Raw genomic sequence first — 15,194 nt, 5'->3', positions numbered from 1 at the left:
GAAAGGGGCGGCGCGGAAAGGTTCTCCATGCGTCAACGCCCTGCGCGCCCTGAGTGGCGTTAATGCTTTGCATTGTGCTTGCGTCTCGCGGGAAAACGCCTGTATAATGAAGACGGTGCGCTGATGAGACTGTTGCCGCAAGGAGCGGCGTTCCTGTCAGATGACATCATGACCCCACGTTTAAAGATAATGAAAAAGCATTATTTCTACTCCATACCCTGTTTGGCGCTGACCTGCGCTCTTGCCGCCTGCTCTGACGATGATAAATCATCTTCCGCCAAGGCCGGCCAGGATACGGCCGGCCTGACTTCCGCCGCTTCGCCTGATCCTTTGACTTCCGTTGCTTCCGATCTGGTGGCAAAGCGTGCCGAACGCCTCGGAATAGCCGCCCTCTTTCCCAAGGATATGGGGGTGGTAGCGGGGGTTTACGATATCCCCGGCATCATGAAGAGCGTTCAGAATTTGAACATGGTTAAAACCTGGAGTTCCTGTTCATCCGGGGAGGTGGCCGATGAATCCATAGCCATTCCGGGAGAAGACGCTCCCGAACCCGTGCAGCGGAAATGTTCTTTCAGCAGTCCTGTCATTGACGCGATGATCGGCTTGGGCCCCGAATGGGCTCCGTGGCTGGATAGCGCGCAGTCCTCTTTTACCAGGATGGGCCTGAACCAGATGAAGGAAATTTTATCCGTTTACAGGCTTTTCCAGGGAGTAAAGAATGGAAGCGGGGATGACGATGGCGCGGAAGCGGAGGCCATGGGCGGCCAGGGGGTCGAGATGATTGCGCAGTGGGCTGAGCTGATGGATTTACGCCCTTCCCAGGCTGCGACGGCGCCCGTGATGATTGCCGCCAAACTGACGCCGGAAGCCCTGGCCCAGGCCAAAGCTTTCCTGAAGGACGCCAATCTTCAGGAGGATATGGAGCTGCATGGAATGGTTTCCCTGTACGAAAAGACCTACAATGGCCTGGCCTGCAAGGTGGCGGAAGTGGACTGCAAAAAGGTGCGCGCGAAGCTGGAAGAGCTTCTGGAGGAGGCAAAGGGGCAGATGGACATTTCCCAGGAAAATATGGACCGCCTCAAGGCGGCGCTCGTTCGTCTGGATGAATCCAGGCTGTATGTAGCCGTCTCTTTTGTGGAGGATACCCTGGTAGGCTTTATAACCACCAATCCTGAAAAACAGGTCCGCATAGCCTCTTCCCCCCAGGACTCCGTGCTGTCTCGTCCTGATTTTTCCATGGCCGATGCCCGGTCCCAGTATCCGGCCTACGGTCTGCTCTTCGCAGACAAAGCCTCCGTCAAAGGGGTTATTAACATGGATCTGGCCTATTACAAGGGCATGTTCACCGGGTTGAAGGACGTGATGCAGGCAATAGGCGCCGATTGGAAGATTGCCGATCCGGCTCCTTCCATGACGGCTCTGGATTCCATCAGGGGCAGCATGCTTGGCATGTATGAAGAGCTGGCCCGGAAGGCCACGTCCGTTTCCTACTATTCATGGCAGGATCAGGGGGTGCATGTGGAAGCATGCACATATCCGCTTGAATTTTACAAGCTGGACGCCCCCTCCGCCATGAGCGGCGTGCGTCCGGGCGCGTCCACAGTGTTGTATTCCTCCTGCACGGTCAATCCGCAGATGATGGATATGGGTTGTTCCCTGTGCAGTAACCTTGCCCAGATTGTATGGGACTACGGCAATGCCTATATTTCCAACCCGAAGCATGATGTGAGCGATCAGGTGCGCATGGCCGCCCCTATGATCCAGATGGCCAGGCCTACCATTGAAGAGCTCTGGAAGGCTTATAAGACTGCTCTTTCCGGCCTTACGGGTTCAGGCGTATTCATGATGGACATGCAGGGCGCTCCCAATCCCATGCTCAAGAATGTGCCGGCGCCGCGCTTCTCCGCTGCGTATGAAGTGAACAACCGCGCCGCTCTGGGCGAGGCCTGGCAGAAAGTGACTCATGCCGCCAAAACCGTCGTCACCCTGCTCAGCCAGGGTAAAATGGCGGAGCTTCCCGCTCCCCAGTCTTCTGTGGACGGGAATATCACTACCTACGATTACCAATGCCCTCTGGGCGCCGATCTGAACCCGGTAGTAAGCGTTTCCGACACCCGCTGGGCAATCAGCATGCCGAAGGCTTTCGGCCTGGAAGTCCTCAGGGAATCCGTGAAATCTCCGGCGCAGGGAGCCCCTCTCGAATTTCAGCTTAACCTGGTTCCGGTCCGTGACGCCCTGAAGAGCGCGGCGGAGGACAGCAAGAAGCTCCGGAAGACTGTGGAAACCCTGGATGTAATCACTTCCGATGTTACGGGAGTGCATGCCACGGGGCGCAAGGCCGCGGACGGCAGGGATGTGTACCACATCCATATTATTCCCGCCGCCAAGTAACGGCCTTCCTCCGCCCAGTTTTTCCTGCAGGCTTCCGGGAGTTTATTCCGGAAGCCTTTTTTGTTGATGGAGAAAAGGTTGTGTTCATGACGCAACGGTCATCCAGGTAGGCTTTAAAATTATGTACAAATGTATACAATTTGCGTACGCGCCAAGTTTTGGGCTTGCCAAAAGAAAGAGGGAAGTACATAATCAAAACCGTCAAATAAAGGGAATGGATTCCCTCTTCCAGTATTTACAGGAGTTGGCACAAGTAATGGTGAGAGAAAGACAATGAGCAGATTTTTCCAGTTCCTGTGGTTGGCGGCGTTGACCATGTTCGGCGTTATGGGCGGCAGCGCCTGTGCGGCGGAAGCAGGAGCGGAGCACGGATTGGAACAGGCTGCTCCCCATTTGTTTTCCATTCCGCTGCCCGGAGGCATTGAGCTCCCGGTGTCCAACTCAATGCTGATGCTGTTTCTGGCGGTTCTTCTGATAGGGGTGGTCGTATGGTCCGCCACCCGTTCCATGCGCATCCTGCCTTCCCGTTTGCAGAATGCGGTGGAATACTTTTTTGAGACTCTGTACAACTTTGTGAAGTCCCTTCTGGGGCCGCGCCTGACACGCAAGTACTTCTGGTACTTCGGGACCATTTTCACCATTATTCTGGTCAGCAATTACATGGGGCTTCTTCCCGGGGTGGGAACCGTCACTTACCATGGGGTGCCGCTGTTCCGCGGCGCGAATGCGGACATGAACGTGACGATGTTCCTGGGTATTTTTTATGCGCTGATGTGGCTTTACTGGTCTATCCGGGAGCAGGGACTGAAAGGCTTCTTTATGCATCTGTTCGGCCCCAAGGGAAGGCTGCCGGGGTTCATGGGATTCGTGCTGGTGTTCATCTTCATCTTTGTGGGGCTGGTGGACGTCCTGAGCATCACGATCCGCCCCATTGCGCTGGCAGCCCGTCTTTACGGCAATATTTACGCCGGGGAGACGATTATTGACACTATGGCTCACATGTTCGGGCCCGTGCTCAGCGCCCTGTGCGTACTGCCGTTTCTGGCGATTGAACTGCTTGTGGGGTTCATTCAGGCTCTGGTTTTCCTGCTCCTGACGGCGATTTTCCTGAAACTTCAGGTAGGGGACGATGACGCCCACGGCCATACCTCCAAAAATGAGGAAAAGGAACTTCCCGTTCCGGACAGCCCGCCTCCCGGAAAAGCCTCATAAACCGTACCGCCAACTTTCCGTTCCGGACCATGGGCGACCTGTGGGGGAACGTTCAACAAAAAACATAAACCATACCAATAACATGATCGATCCTATCGCAATGACCTCCCTGGCCGAATTGTCCGGCAACGTAGGTTTCGGCCTCGTCACCATCGGCGCCGGCCTCGGCATTGGCCTCATCGGCTCGAAAGCCGCGGAAGCCACCGGGCGCAACCCCGGAGCCTCCTCCCCCATTATGGTGATTGCCATCACGCTGGCGGCCCTGATTGAAGGCGTGGCCCTGATCTCCATTTTTGTGAAATAAAACGGAAGTTCCGTTCCCGGAGGGAGCTTTTCCGCTCCGGGGCGGCGCGCCCGTCCCCTGCCGGTCCGGAAAATTTCCGGCATGTTCAAACCGCTCATCTTATGCTGAATCTCATAGCTGACCAAGCCTGGAATCCTTTTGCTCCCTTCGGGGTAACGAGTTGGGAGCCTTTTGTTGCCAACCTGATCGCTTTCATTCTGATGGTGGCGATCCTGCGGTATCTGGCGTTCAAGCCCATCCAGAACGTTCTGGAAAAAAGACGCCGGCGGATTGAAGAAGGAGAGGAAATGCGTGAGGAAAGCGAGCGGCAGCTGGCTTCCGTCAAGGAACAGACGCATGAAATGCTGGTGGAAGCAGGGGAAAAGGGGCAGGAGAAAATAGACGCCGCCAAGGCTGCCGCCGCCCGCCTGTTGGAAGAACAGGAAGCGGAAGCCTCCCGGAAGGCTGAGGAAATCATAAAAAAAGCCCGGCAGCTTGCGGAACTGGAACAGCAGAAAGAGCGTGAAGCGTTAAAAGAACAATTTGGCCAGCTGGTGGCCCTGGCTGCGGCCCAGGTTACCGGAAAAATGCTGACGGAAGAAGACCAGCGGAGAATCAACCGGGAAGCGATCGACAGCCTGGATTCCTGAAACGTTTATGAAGATCGGAAAGGACACGCAAAATGCCGCCCGCAGGCTGTTCCGGCTCTGTATGGACGGGAATGCCGTGGCGGAGGACCGCGTGCGTCTGATCGCCCGGAAAATTGCGGAACGCAAGCCCCGCAATTATGCCGCTCTGCTGAAAGCTTTTTCCGGCATGGTGGAATATGCGGTGAAAAGCCGTACAGCCACTATTCAAAGCGCCGTGCCCCTCACGGAAGAGGAACGTTCCCTGATTCAGGCCAAACTGGAGGCCAGATATGGCGGCGCCCTCTACTACCGCTGGGAGGTGGAACCGTCTCTGTTGGCGGGTGTCCGTATCCAGGTAGGGGACGACGTGAAGGACGGTTCCGTGCGTTCCAGAATCGACCGCCTGGCTGCGATGGCCCGCACCCTTTCCAATTAACCAACGAATTTTTCCCATGAGCAACATACTTCAAGAACTCGAAGCAGAAATAAAAAAAGCCACGGCTTCCGTCAGTCAGGAAAACGTGGGCGTCATTCGTTCCGTGGGGGACGGCGTCGCCAAGATTGAAGGATTGAGCGGCGTCATGCTCAATGAAATGATAGAGTTCCCCGGCGGGGTGATGGGGCTGGCGATGAACCTGGAAGAACATGAGGTTGGCGCCGTGATTCTGGGGGATGATTCCAAGTTGAAGGAAGGGGACACGGTCAAGTGTTCCGGACGCCTTCTTTCCGTGCCCGTGGGCCGCTCCCTGCTGGGCCGGGTGGTGAACACGCTGGGAGAACCTATTGACGGCAAAGGGCCGATTGAGGCGGAAGCGTATTACCCGGTGGAAAAAATCGCCTCCGGCATCATCTCCCGCCAGTCCGTTTCCGTGCCCGTCCAGACGGGCATCCTTCCCATTGACGCCATGATTCCCATCGGCCGCGGCCAGCGCGAACTCATCATCGGGGACCGTGCCACCGGGAAGACCGCCATTGCCATGGATACCATGATTGCCCAGGCGGAACAGAACCGTCTGGCGGAGGAAGGCAAGCTTCCGGATCACCAGCCCCTCTACAATATTTACGTGGCTATCGGCCAGAAGCGCGCCAACATCAGCCGCCTGGTGGCGAAACTGGAGGAAACGGGAGCCATGAAATATTCCATCGTCGTGGCGGCTTCCGCCTCCGATCCCGCCGCCATGCTGTACCTGGCGCCCTACGCCGGCTGCGCGATGGGGGAATACTTTATGGACAAGGGGGAAGACGCCCTTATCGTTTATGACGACCTTTCCAAGCATGCCGTGGCCTACCGCCAGATTTCCCTGATTCTGCGCCGTCCCTCCGGCCGCGAGGCGTACCCGGGGGACGTATTCTACCTGCACAGCCGCCTGCTGGAACGCGCCGCGCGCATCAACAAGGAACACGGCGGCGGTTCCCTGACGGCTCTTCCCATTATTGAAACGCAGGCAGGCGACGTTTCCGCCTACATTCCCACGAACGTCATTTCCATCACGGACGGCCAGATATTCCTGGAAACGGACCTGTTTTACCAGGGGGTGCGCCCAGCCATCAACGTGGGCATTTCCGTCTCCCGCGTGGGTTCTTCCGCCCAGACGAAAATTATCAAGAAGCTGGCCGGCTCCATTAAGCTGGATTTGGCCCAATTTACGGAATTGCAGGCGTTCGCCCAGTTCGGGTCTGATCTGGACCCCAGCACGAAGGCCAAGCTGGCCCGCGGCCAGCGCATCGTGGAGCTCTTTAAGCAGAACCAGTATGAGCCCAAATCCCTGGGGCTGGAGGCCGCTGACTTGTATGCCATGCAAAAGGGGTACTTTGACGATGTTCCGGTGGACAGGATCAAGGAATGCCAGAACGCGTGGGAAGCGGTGATGCAGGATCAGCATCCGGATCTGCTGGAAAGCATCCTGAAGGAAAAAGACCTGACGCCGGAAATAGACGCAGGGCTTAAAGCCGCCATCGAATCCTTCAAGCTCAGCTGGAACTAACGATTACGGGAGTACTGACACATGGGCAATCTGAGAGATATCAGACGCCGGATCAAGTCCGTCAAAAACACGTCCCAGATCACCAGGGCGATGCAGATGGTGGCTTCCGCCAAAATGCGCCGCGCCCAGGACCAGGCCGTCAAGGGCCGCCCCTACATCCGCGCCCTGGCGGAAGTGCTCTACCATCTCCAGGATGAAATTGACACCAGCAACAGCCCCCTGATGCAAACCCACGGCGGCGCGGATCTGGTGCTGCTGGTGAATACGGACCGCGGCCTCTGCGGCGGCCTGAACGCCAACCTGATCAAAATGGTCCGGGAACAGGCCCCGGAAAACGCCCATTATATCACCATCGGACGCAAGCTGAATGCGGCGCTCGCCAAATTGAATGAACGGTTGGAGGCCACCTGGAGCCTGACGGATCCCCTTTCTCTGCTGGAACTAAAGCCGGTATTTGATTTCATCGTGCAAAAGTTCAAGGCGGAGGAATATGGGCGCGTCTTCGTGGCTTTCTCCGGTTTTGTGAACACAATGGTTCAGAAGCCTGTCTTTCGCCAGCTTCTTCCCATTGAACCGGAACCCCTGATGAACATGGCGAAGGCCGGGGGCTCTTCCCTGGACGGAGCGGAAGCCCATAAGCAATTCCTGCTGGAACCCAGCCCCGCCGCCCTGTTGGATACCATCCTGCCTCTTTATGTTTTCCACGGACTGGTTCAGATTGTGCTGGAGGCCCGGGCATCCGAACATTCCGCCCGCATGGTCGCCATGAAGGGGGCTACGGAAAACGCCAAAAACATTATCGGCGGCCTCACCCTGGACTACAACAAGGCGCGTCAGACGCAAATTACCAACGAACTTCTGGAAATTACCACGGCCATGCGCGCTATGGAATAACATGGCTCCGCTTTCTTTACCCACCTTTCAAACAGAACATTCTTTCTTCTCCATTTCAACACCAAGTTTTTCCCATGATGAATAACACAGGCATTCTCGTTCAGATCATCGGCGCTGTGGTCGATGCGGACTTCTCCCAGGCAGAAACGCTTCCCTCCCTGCTCAATGCGCTGGAAGTGGACTATGAAGTTGACGGCAGGCGCAAGACCCTGGTTCTGGAAGTCCAGCAGCACATCGGAGACGGCTGGGTCCGCGCCGTGGCCATGAGTTCTACGGACGGTCTGCGGCGGGGGATGCCAGTGCGCGACACGGGGCGCCCTATTGAAGTGCCTGTGGGGCAGTGCGTGCTGGGACGTATTTTCAATGTGCTGGGGGAAGCTGTGGACGAGCGCGGCGAACTCTCCTGCGCCGGCATGAAGAGCATCCACCGCGGCGCTCCGCCGCTGGACGAACAATCCACCAGCACGGAAGTGCTGGAAACGGGCATCAAGGTCATTGACCTTATCTGCCCCTTCCTGAAAGGCGGCAAAATCGGCGCCTTTGGGGGTGCGGGGGTAGGCAAAACCGTGCTCATCATGGAGTTGATTAACAACATTGCCAAGGCGCGCAGCGGCCTCTCCGTCTTTGCCGGGGTAGGGGAACGTACCCGTGAAGGGAACGACCTGTACAATGAAATGATAGAGTCCGGGGTCATCAACCTGGAAAAACCGGAAGAATCCAAGGTGGCGCTGGTGTACGGACAGATGAATGAACCTCCCGGCGCCCGTCTGCGCGTGGCCTTGTCCGCCCTGACGATGGCGGAATACTTCCGTGACGAGGAGCATAAGGACGTGCTGCTGTTCATTGACAATATTTTCCGTTTCTCCCAGGCGGGGTCGGAAGTGTCCGCCCTGCTGGGCCGCACGCCGTCCGCCGTGGGTTACCAGCCGAACCTGGCGGAGGAAATGGCGGATCTTCAGGAACGCATCACTTCCACCAAGCACGGTTCCATCACATCCATGCAGGCCGTGTATGTTCCTGCGGACGACTTGACGGACCCGGCCCCGGCCACAACCTTCGCCCACCTGGACTCCACGGTGGTGCTGGAACGCTCTCTGGCGGCCCAGGGGCTCTTCCCGGCGGTGGAGCCGCTGTCTTCCACATCCAAGGCCCTGGCCCCGGAAATTGTGGGGAATGAGCATTATGAAGTGGCTCGTGGCGTGCAGATGGTGCTGCAGCGCTACAAGGACCTTCAGGATATGATTGCCATTCTGGGCATGGACGAACTTTCGGAAGAAGACAAGCTCATCGTGAGCCGCGCCCGCAAGATTCAGCGCTTCCTGACCCAGCCGTTCCATGTGGCGGAAGTCTTTTCCAGCATTCCCGGCGCCTATGTGCCCGTGGCGGAAACCGTCCGGGGGTTCAAGGAAATCCTGGAAGGCAAGCTGGATATGGTTCCGGAGGACGCCTTCTTCATGCGCGGCGGCATTGATGACGTTCTCAAGGAAGCCAAATAACCCTTTTCCCGCCGTTCCGAACCATGAGCATGGAGTTCAAAGTCATTACCCCGGATGAAGTGGCGGTTACCGCTACTGTAGAGTACGTTTATCTGCCCGGCAGCCTCGGGGAGATGGGCGTGCTGGAACATCATACGGCCCTGATTACCTCCCTGGAACCGGGGGAGCTCCGCTACAAGCCCATGGACGGCCCGGAGGAAAGCATGGTGGTAGGCACCGGCTTTGTGCAGGTCAATGGAAACCAGGTCCTCATGGTAACCGACCTCGCGATCAATTCCTCCCAGATTGATGAAGGCAGCGTGGAGCGGGCCATTCAGGAAGCGCAGGAGGTGCTCAAGACGCGTTCGGAAATGTCCCGCGAGGAACAGGCCCGTTTTGAAGCCAATCTGACCAAGCAGATCATGATGCTTAACTTCAAGCGCAAACACAAATCGTCGGGCCGATGATGGAGGAAGATTGGAACGATACATTTTACGACCTTTTCCGCGAAGCGGTGGGGCGCTACCATGAAGGCCACAGGAATGTGGACGGCTTCTTTACGGATCAGGAAATTATCTTTCTGTCTTCCATCGGTTGCCGCACGCGGGAATTGTTTGATTTTGTAGAAACCTATGCCCGCACGGGAGAACCTTCCCCCACCACGGTTCTGCTGATGGCGGCGGCGCGCCGGGACTTCTTCCTGACTGTCCAGCACGGGCAGTTTTACCAGGGGAAACCTGTGATCGGGTATGATTTGCCGGGGTTCGGCGACGAACTCTGCGGTCTCCCCTACCTTCCGCGCCTGATTGCCAAGGCGCGGGCCAAGCTCGTCGGTTCCATGGGGGATGACATCATTTACTGCTGTGAGAATGACCGCCGTTTCTTCCGGGACCATGGAAACATTCATCCCGCCGACTTTCTGCGGGTAGTCTGGGCAGCCGGAGACAGCGACCCGAAGGTGTACGATTACGTACGCCAGCGCACCTTGAGTGTTTCCTCTGCTGTTCCGGATAATGAGCAGACGTAAAAAATGGAAATGCCCGGAATGGGATGATCGTTGATGCTGGAGAATACCGGAAACGGCTCGTTTCTTTCAGCTTTTGTGGACGTTATTCTTCATAAGGCGCCAGCTCCAGCTGGCCCAGCGTATCGGGGCGGCCTTTCAGGGCCATGCGCTTGAGGTATTTGGCGAAAGAGGGGCGGCGGTGGTATTTGCCGACGATTTCTCCCGTCGTTTTCAGACGCAGGAGATATTTGTACGTGGTGACGCGGATGGCGTCCGGTTTGGCGGAGGCACACGGGACAGCCCCTATTTCCCTGCAAATTTGTTTCCATCGCGGTCCGTGGGTGCGTTCTCCGTGGCGGGTCCATGCCAGGGCGTGGGCGATCTCATGCAGAATCGTGTCACGGATTTCATGAGGGGTCTCCAGGTTGGCGCGGACGAAGTGGATGGAAATCGTAATGCTTTTTTCCAGCAGGCGGCATACGCCCAGCCTTCTTTTGGCCCGGTCCCAGCCGAATTGCCAGTCTGCCAGACCAAGTTCATCCATTTTCAGGCGGGCGTAAGTTTCAATATTCCGGAAGCTGTCGCGTTCGCCGGATTGGTCGTTCCCCATGGTCATGTTGCGGGGAAAGCATAGCATGAAATGCGGGGCAGGGAATATGGAGAAAGGCATCATGACGGAGTTGCCGCAGAGGATGGGTTTTTCCGGAAACAGCCGTTTATTTACGGAGCCTGAGAAAAAGAAAGTCTTTGGAAAGATTGGCGTACATAACGCCGTAGTTGGGATATTGCCATGAGTTCACTTTCCGATACGAGGCCGCAGAGGATTGCGGCCATTGACGCCCTGCGGGGATTTGACATGTTTTTCCTGACCGGGGGCCTGGCTCTGGTTGTGGCCGGCATCAATCTTTTTTACGACCGGAGCCCCGAGTGGCTGGTGAAGCACAGCACGCACGTGGCTTGGGAGGGATTCGCCGCTTGGGATCTGGTGATGCCCCTCTTTTTGTTCATTGTGGGAACGGCCATGCCGTTTTCCTTTTCCAAACGCATCGGCTCGGAACCCTTGTGGAAGATTTACCTGAAGGTTGCCAGGCGGGTAGCGGTGCTTTTTTTGCTGGGCATGGTGGTGCAGGGCAATCTGCTGAGTTTTGAACCGTCCAGGATGTCCCTGTACTGCAATACGCTCCAGGCCATCGCCTCCGGCTACCTGATTGCGGCCATTTGCCTTCTTCATCTGTCCATCCGGTGGCAGGTAGCGGCAACGGGGGGGCTGCTGGCTGTGTACTGGCTGGTCATGAAGTTTGTTTCCTTTTCTGACCCCGCGGTGGGTTCCTGTGCGGCAGGAATGCTTGAACCGGGGAGGAATCTGGCCCTGCTGCTGGATAAATACCTGATGGGAAACTGGCAGGATGGAACGAATTATGCGTGGATTCTGGCGCAGTTCGGTTTTGGCGCCATGACCATGCTCGGTCTGCTGGGCGGCCAGATTCTGAAGCGGGTGCAGGGGCACGGGAAAAAGCTGGCGTGGCTGTTATGTGCGGGCGCGGGCTGCCTGGCGCTGGGATATGCCTGGAGCCTGGATTTTCCGATGATCAAGCGTTTGTTCACCAGTTCCATGGTATTGTGGGCGGCGGGATGGTGCTATTTTCTGCTGGCCCTGTTCTATCTGCTGACGGATGTGCTGAAATTGAACTGGTTGACATTCTTTTTCTCCGTAATCGGGAGCAATGCCATTTTCGTGTACATATGGGTATCTCTGTGCCCCCCTACGGGCAATTTCTCCCGGGTATTGTTTGCCGGGTTTAGCGAGTGCTTCGGGGATGCGGACAGGTTTGTCTTTTACCTGTGCAATTACGCCCTGATTTGGGGCGTGTTGTATTACATGTACAAAAACCGGACCTTCATCAAGGTCTAGGCTTGTTTTCAGCCCTCCGTTCATAGTAGGGTCTCCCCGTGCGGAAGGCGGGGAACGCCTTCCGCACGGGATCGGCATGCCCGCGCCGGGCGTCCGTCATGGGCCGGTCTTTTCTGAAGCCATGGAGATTCCTTTCAACCAACCTCACCAGCACGGTCCCGAATTGGATTATATCCGGGACGCCATCCAGCGCGCCCATTTATGCGGAGACGGCTATTACACGAAAAAATGCCATGAACTGCTTGCGGAACGCACCGGCGCCGGAAAGGTTCTGCTGGTTCATTCCGGAACCGCCGCGCTGGAGATGGCGGCCCTGTTGATCGACTGCCGCCCGGGCGACGAGATTATCATGCCTTCCTATACGTTCGTCTCCACGGCGAACGCGTTTGTGCTGCGCGGCGGCGTTCCCGTATTCGTGGATATCAGGCCGGATACGCAGAATATTGACGAGACGCTGATAGAAGCGGCCATCACGGACCGCACCCGCGCCATTTGCGTGGTTCATTACGCGGGTGTGGCTTGTGAAATGGATGCAATCATGGAAATTGCCGAGAGGCACCGCCTGTATGTGATTGAAGACGCCGCCCAGGGCGTCGGTTCCTGCTACAGAGGGCGTCGGCTCGGCTCTATCGGCCATTTGGGCTGTTACAGTTTCCACGAGACCAAGAATATCATTTCCGGAGAGGGAGGAGCCCTGCTGGTGAATGACCCCTCCCTGATGGAACGCGCGGAGATTATCCGGGAAAAAGGGACCAACCGTGCCAGGTTTTTCCGCGGGCAGGTGGACAAATACACCTGGGTGGACGTAGGTTCCTCCTATCTGCCCGGAGAGATGACCTCCGCTTATTTGTATGCCCAGCTGGAACACGGGCAGGAAATCAACGGGGAAAGGTTGAAGTGGTGGAATATGTACCACCGCGCTCTGGCTCCATTGGAAGAACAGGGGGTGCTGCGGCGTCCGTGCGTTCCGGAGCATTGCACGCATAACGCCCACATGTATTACGTGCTGCTCCGTTCCATGGAGGAGCGCACGCGCTTGATCAACAAGCTGGCGGAGCACGGGATTAAAGCGGTGTTCCACTACATTCCCCTCCATTCCTCCCCTGCCGGGATGAGATTCGGGCGTTCTGCCGGGGCCATGCCTCATACGGACCGTACCAGCGATACGTTGCTGAGGCTTCCTTTGTATTACGATTTGGGGGAAGAAGGCTGCCGGGAGGTGTTGCGGGCCGGCTTCGGGCTGGAGGGAGTTGAATCATGATGAAAATTTGCCTGGTTAACGTGTCTGATGTGGATGAGGCCATGCGCAGCCGCCTGCGCGTGTGGCGCAATTCCGAAAAGGTCAGCCCGTTTTTTTTGTTGGACCAGGTAACTGAGGAGCAGCACCGGGCGTGGCTGGAAAGGAACGTCCGCGGGGAGGATGCCCGCGCCTGCGTGATTTATGCGGACCAGGTTCCGCTGGGTCTGGTTTACCTGCCCTGGTTTGACCGGAATACGCGTTGCGGAGAGATAGGCATTTATCTTTACGACAGGGCATTCAGGGAACTGCGCCCGGCTTCCGCCGCATATGCCGGGATGATGGAGCTGGCCTCAGGGGAGCTGGGCCTGGAACGGCTATATGCCCGGATTCTGGAGGACAATGCGGCTTCCGTGCGTTTTCATGAGCGCATGGGTTTTGTCCGTGTTCCGGAAAAGGACGAGGTGTGCGTGAAAAGCGGGGAAAGGAAACGCGTTCTCATGTATGCAAAAGCGTTATGACTGATCCACAGGTTCAATTGTCCATTGTGGCTACCGTGTATTGTACGGGCGGTTATCTGGCGGAGTTCTGTTCCCGCAGTTTCGCCGCCGCGCTTGAGGCGGGTTATGACCCCTCCCGCACGGAGGTGGTGCTGGTGAATGACGGCTGCCCAAGGGACGGTCTGGAACAGGCGTTGAAGGAACGGGAAAAGGACGGCCGGGTGCGCGTGGTGGATTTATCCCGCAACTTCGGTCATCATCTGGCCATGTACGTGGCCTGCGAAGAAGCCCGGGGAGAGCGCGTATTCTTGATTGACAGTGATTTGGAGGAATCTCCCGAGTGGCTGGTTGATTTTTCCCGTGAGATGGATTCTACCGGGGCGGATGTGGTGTACGGGGTGCAGGAGAAGAGGAAGGGCGGCTTGTTTGAAGCCGTTTCCGGAGAATTGTTCTACACATTGTTTAATTTGCTTTCCGACCAGCAGATTACCAGGAATATGGTTACGGCGCGGCTGATGAGCGCGCGTTTCCTGCGGGAGATGCTGAAATTCCAGGACCGGGAGCCTTTTTTCTTTGGGCTGTGCGTTTCCGCCGGTTTCCGGCAGGTGCCGTGCAGGGTGAAGAAAGCATCCTCTTCTCCAACTACCTACACTTTCCGCAAAAAAATGGCGCTGGCGGTGAATTCCGTGGTTTCCTACAGCGCCAGGCCGTTGGTGTATATTTCCTACTTTGGCCTGGCGGTCACCCTGGTAGCCATGCTGTATGTCGCCTGGGTGGTTGTGCGCCAGCTCCTGTATAATGTAGCCCCTCCCGGCTGGGCCTCTTCCGTGGCCTCCATCTGGCTGGTCGGAGGCTTGATTCTGATGAGCCTGGGCGTTATCGGCATTTACATTTCCAAGATTTACAAGGAAACCAAGCATAGGCCCGCCGTGGTGGTGGCGCGCCGGTATGAGTGAATTGTTCCCGGCTCTTTATTTCTTTCATGATCAACTACCTGATTCTGCACCTGCTGTTTATCGTTTACGCGCTGAATACCGTGCTGGGGCGCATGGCTGCCCCCTACGGCTGGACGGACTGGCGCCGGTTCGCCCTGCTGGCCGGCGTGCTGTTCCTGTTGGGAATTTATGCGGCGGGATGGCAGGTCATGCTGAAAAAATTCAATCTGGGTGTGGCTTATGCCAACCGTGCCGCCGTTGTCATCTGGGGTATCCTGCTGGCATGGCTTTGCCTGGGGGAGGCTCTTTCCTGGACGCTGGCGGCGGGAGCGGCTCTGGTCATCGGGGGGATTATTTTGGTTTCCACGGAGGAGGCGCATGAGTGAAGAATTTTATATTGGGCTGAACCTGTTTTCCGTTTTTCTGGCCTCCTGCACACAGGTGGTTTTGAAAAAGTCTGCCATGAATGACCGGCTGACCGGCCTTGCCTATTTCGTGAATCCGGCCACGATGGCGGCATATTCCGTTTTTTTGGGCTGCTGCCTGCTGACGTTTTACTGCCTGTCCCACCTGCCGATGATTACGGTGAACATGCTGGAATGCTCCGCATATGTGTATATCCTTTTGTTTGACCGGATTTTTTTTGGAAAACCGATCACCATGCGCAAAGTGGGCGGCAACGCGATGATTATCGCGGGCATTATCGTCTGCCTGAACCGTTAAGGAAGAGTTTGC

Annotated in this window: 17 protein-coding genes; 16 read left to right on the top strand and 1 reads right to left on the bottom strand. The window is 56.8% G+C overall.

All coding sequences use genetic code 11. From position 1 onward, the window contains the following. The first annotated feature begins 189 nt into the window (after window positions 1–189). The 10 genes from BHW66_RS10540 (at window position 190) to BHW66_RS10495 (ending at window position 9,896) form a co-directional block, all read left to right on the top strand. Window positions 190–2,391 (top strand): hypothetical protein, encoded by a 2,202-nt coding sequence (locus BHW66_RS10540; protein WP_046436715.1) that lies wholly within the window; start codon window positions 190–192, stop codon window positions 2,389–2,391. Between the two features lie 273 nt (window positions 2,392–2,664). After that, window positions 2,665–3,603, top strand: coding sequence for a F0F1 ATP synthase subunit A (gene atpB / locus BHW66_RS10535; RefSeq protein ID WP_022198528.1), 939 nt, complete (start codon window positions 2,665–2,667; stop codon window positions 3,601–3,603). An 82-nt stretch (window positions 3,604–3,685) separates the two neighbouring features. Next, complete coding sequence (locus BHW66_RS10530) at window positions 3,686–3,907, top strand: h+transporting two-sector ATPase C subunit (RefSeq protein ID WP_022198527.1); 222 nt, start codon at window positions 3,686–3,688, stop codon at window positions 3,905–3,907. A gap of 101 nt (window positions 3,908–4,008) precedes the next feature. After that, window positions 4,009–4,536, top strand: a complete 528-nt coding sequence (locus BHW66_RS10525; protein ID WP_022198526.1) for an ATP synthase F0 subunit B — start codon at window positions 4,009–4,011, stop codon at window positions 4,534–4,536. A 7-nt stretch (window positions 4,537–4,543) separates the two neighbouring features. Next, window positions 4,544–4,951, top strand: a complete 408-nt coding sequence (locus BHW66_RS10520; protein ID WP_046436712.1) for a F0F1 ATP synthase subunit delta — start codon at window positions 4,544–4,546, stop codon at window positions 4,949–4,951. A gap of 16 nt (window positions 4,952–4,967) precedes the next feature. Beyond that, complete coding sequence (gene atpA, locus BHW66_RS10515; RefSeq protein ID WP_094136915.1) at window positions 4,968–6,500, top strand: F0F1 ATP synthase subunit alpha; 1,533 nt, start codon at window positions 4,968–4,970, stop codon at window positions 6,498–6,500. Between the two features lie 21 nt (window positions 6,501–6,521). Beyond that, window positions 6,522–7,394, top strand: coding sequence for an ATP synthase F1 subunit gamma (gene atpG / locus BHW66_RS10510; protein WP_094139266.1), 873 nt, complete (start codon window positions 6,522–6,524; stop codon window positions 7,392–7,394). A 77-nt stretch (window positions 7,395–7,471) separates the two neighbouring features. Further along, the gene (gene atpD, locus BHW66_RS10505; protein WP_343124364.1) at window positions 7,472–8,890 is read left to right on the top strand and encodes a F0F1 ATP synthase subunit beta; all 1,419 of its coding nucleotides are present in this window, start codon (window positions 7,472–7,474) and stop codon (window positions 8,888–8,890) included. A 23-nt stretch (window positions 8,891–8,913) separates the two neighbouring features. Next, window positions 8,914–9,336 carry an ATP synthase F1 subunit epsilon gene (gene atpC, locus BHW66_RS10500; RefSeq protein ID WP_102733631.1) on the top strand — a complete coding sequence of 141 codons (423 nt, stop codon included), beginning with the start codon at window positions 8,914–8,916 and terminating at the stop codon, window positions 9,334–9,336. Further along, window positions 9,333–9,896 (top strand): DUF5069 domain-containing protein, encoded by a 564-nt coding sequence (locus tag BHW66_RS10495; RefSeq protein ID WP_012419557.1) that lies wholly within the window; start codon window positions 9,333–9,335, stop codon window positions 9,894–9,896. Before atpC ends, BHW66_RS10495 begins: the two co-directional genes overlap by 4 nt. An 82-nt stretch (window positions 9,897–9,978) precedes the next feature. Here BHW66_RS10495 and BHW66_RS10490 read toward each other — a convergent pair whose 3' ends face one another. Next, window positions 9,979–10,512, bottom strand: coding sequence for a SprT-like domain-containing protein (locus BHW66_RS10490; RefSeq protein ID WP_022198518.1), 534 nt, complete (start codon window positions 10,510–10,512; stop codon window positions 9,979–9,981). A gap of 153 nt (window positions 10,513–10,665) precedes the next feature. Here BHW66_RS10490 and BHW66_RS10485 point away from each other — a divergent pair, with 153 nt between their 5' ends. The 6 genes from BHW66_RS10485 (at window position 10,666) to BHW66_RS10460 (ending at window position 15,182) form a co-directional block, all read left to right on the top strand. Then, a complete protein-coding gene (locus tag BHW66_RS10485) occupies window positions 10,666–11,787 on the top strand; it encodes a DUF5009 domain-containing protein (RefSeq protein WP_153950840.1) in 1,122 nt (373 codons plus the stop codon). 121 nt (window positions 11,788–11,908) lie between these two features. Beyond that, window positions 11,909–13,048 carry a dTDP-4-amino-4,6-dideoxygalactose transaminase gene (rffA, locus tag BHW66_RS10480; protein ID WP_286689026.1) on the top strand — a complete coding sequence of 380 codons (1,140 nt, stop codon included), beginning with the start codon at window positions 11,909–11,911 and terminating at the stop codon, window positions 13,046–13,048. Continuing rightward, a complete protein-coding gene (locus BHW66_RS10475) occupies window positions 13,045–13,545 on the top strand; it encodes a GNAT family N-acetyltransferase (RefSeq protein ID WP_046436707.1) in 501 nt (166 codons plus the stop codon). The genes rffA and BHW66_RS10475 overlap by 4 nt, the downstream gene beginning before the upstream one ends. Next, complete coding sequence (locus BHW66_RS10470; RefSeq protein WP_102733634.1) at window positions 13,542–14,480, top strand: glycosyltransferase family 2 protein; 939 nt, start codon at window positions 13,542–13,544, stop codon at window positions 14,478–14,480. Before BHW66_RS10475 ends, BHW66_RS10470 begins: the two co-directional genes overlap by 4 nt. Window positions 14,481–14,506: 26 nt before the next feature. Beyond that, window positions 14,507–14,845: a hypothetical protein gene (locus BHW66_RS10465; protein ID WP_022198512.1), complete on the top strand. Its 339-nt coding sequence runs from the start codon at window positions 14,507–14,509 to the stop codon at window positions 14,843–14,845. Then, entirely contained in the window at window positions 14,838–15,182 is a 345-nt protein-coding gene (locus tag BHW66_RS10460; RefSeq protein ID WP_012419550.1) for a hypothetical protein, read from the top strand. The genes BHW66_RS10465 and BHW66_RS10460 overlap by 8 nt, the downstream gene beginning before the upstream one ends. Window positions 15,183–15,194: the final 12 nt, after the last annotated feature.

The sequence above is a fragment of the Akkermansia sp. 54_46 genome (assembly GCF_001917295.1).
GTDB classification, from domain to species: domain Bacteria; phylum Verrucomicrobiota; class Verrucomicrobiia; order Verrucomicrobiales; family Akkermansiaceae; genus Akkermansia; species Akkermansia muciniphila.
The sequence above is the reverse complement of the archived record's forward strand: the minus strand, read 5'-3'. Positions and strand labels throughout refer to the sequence as shown.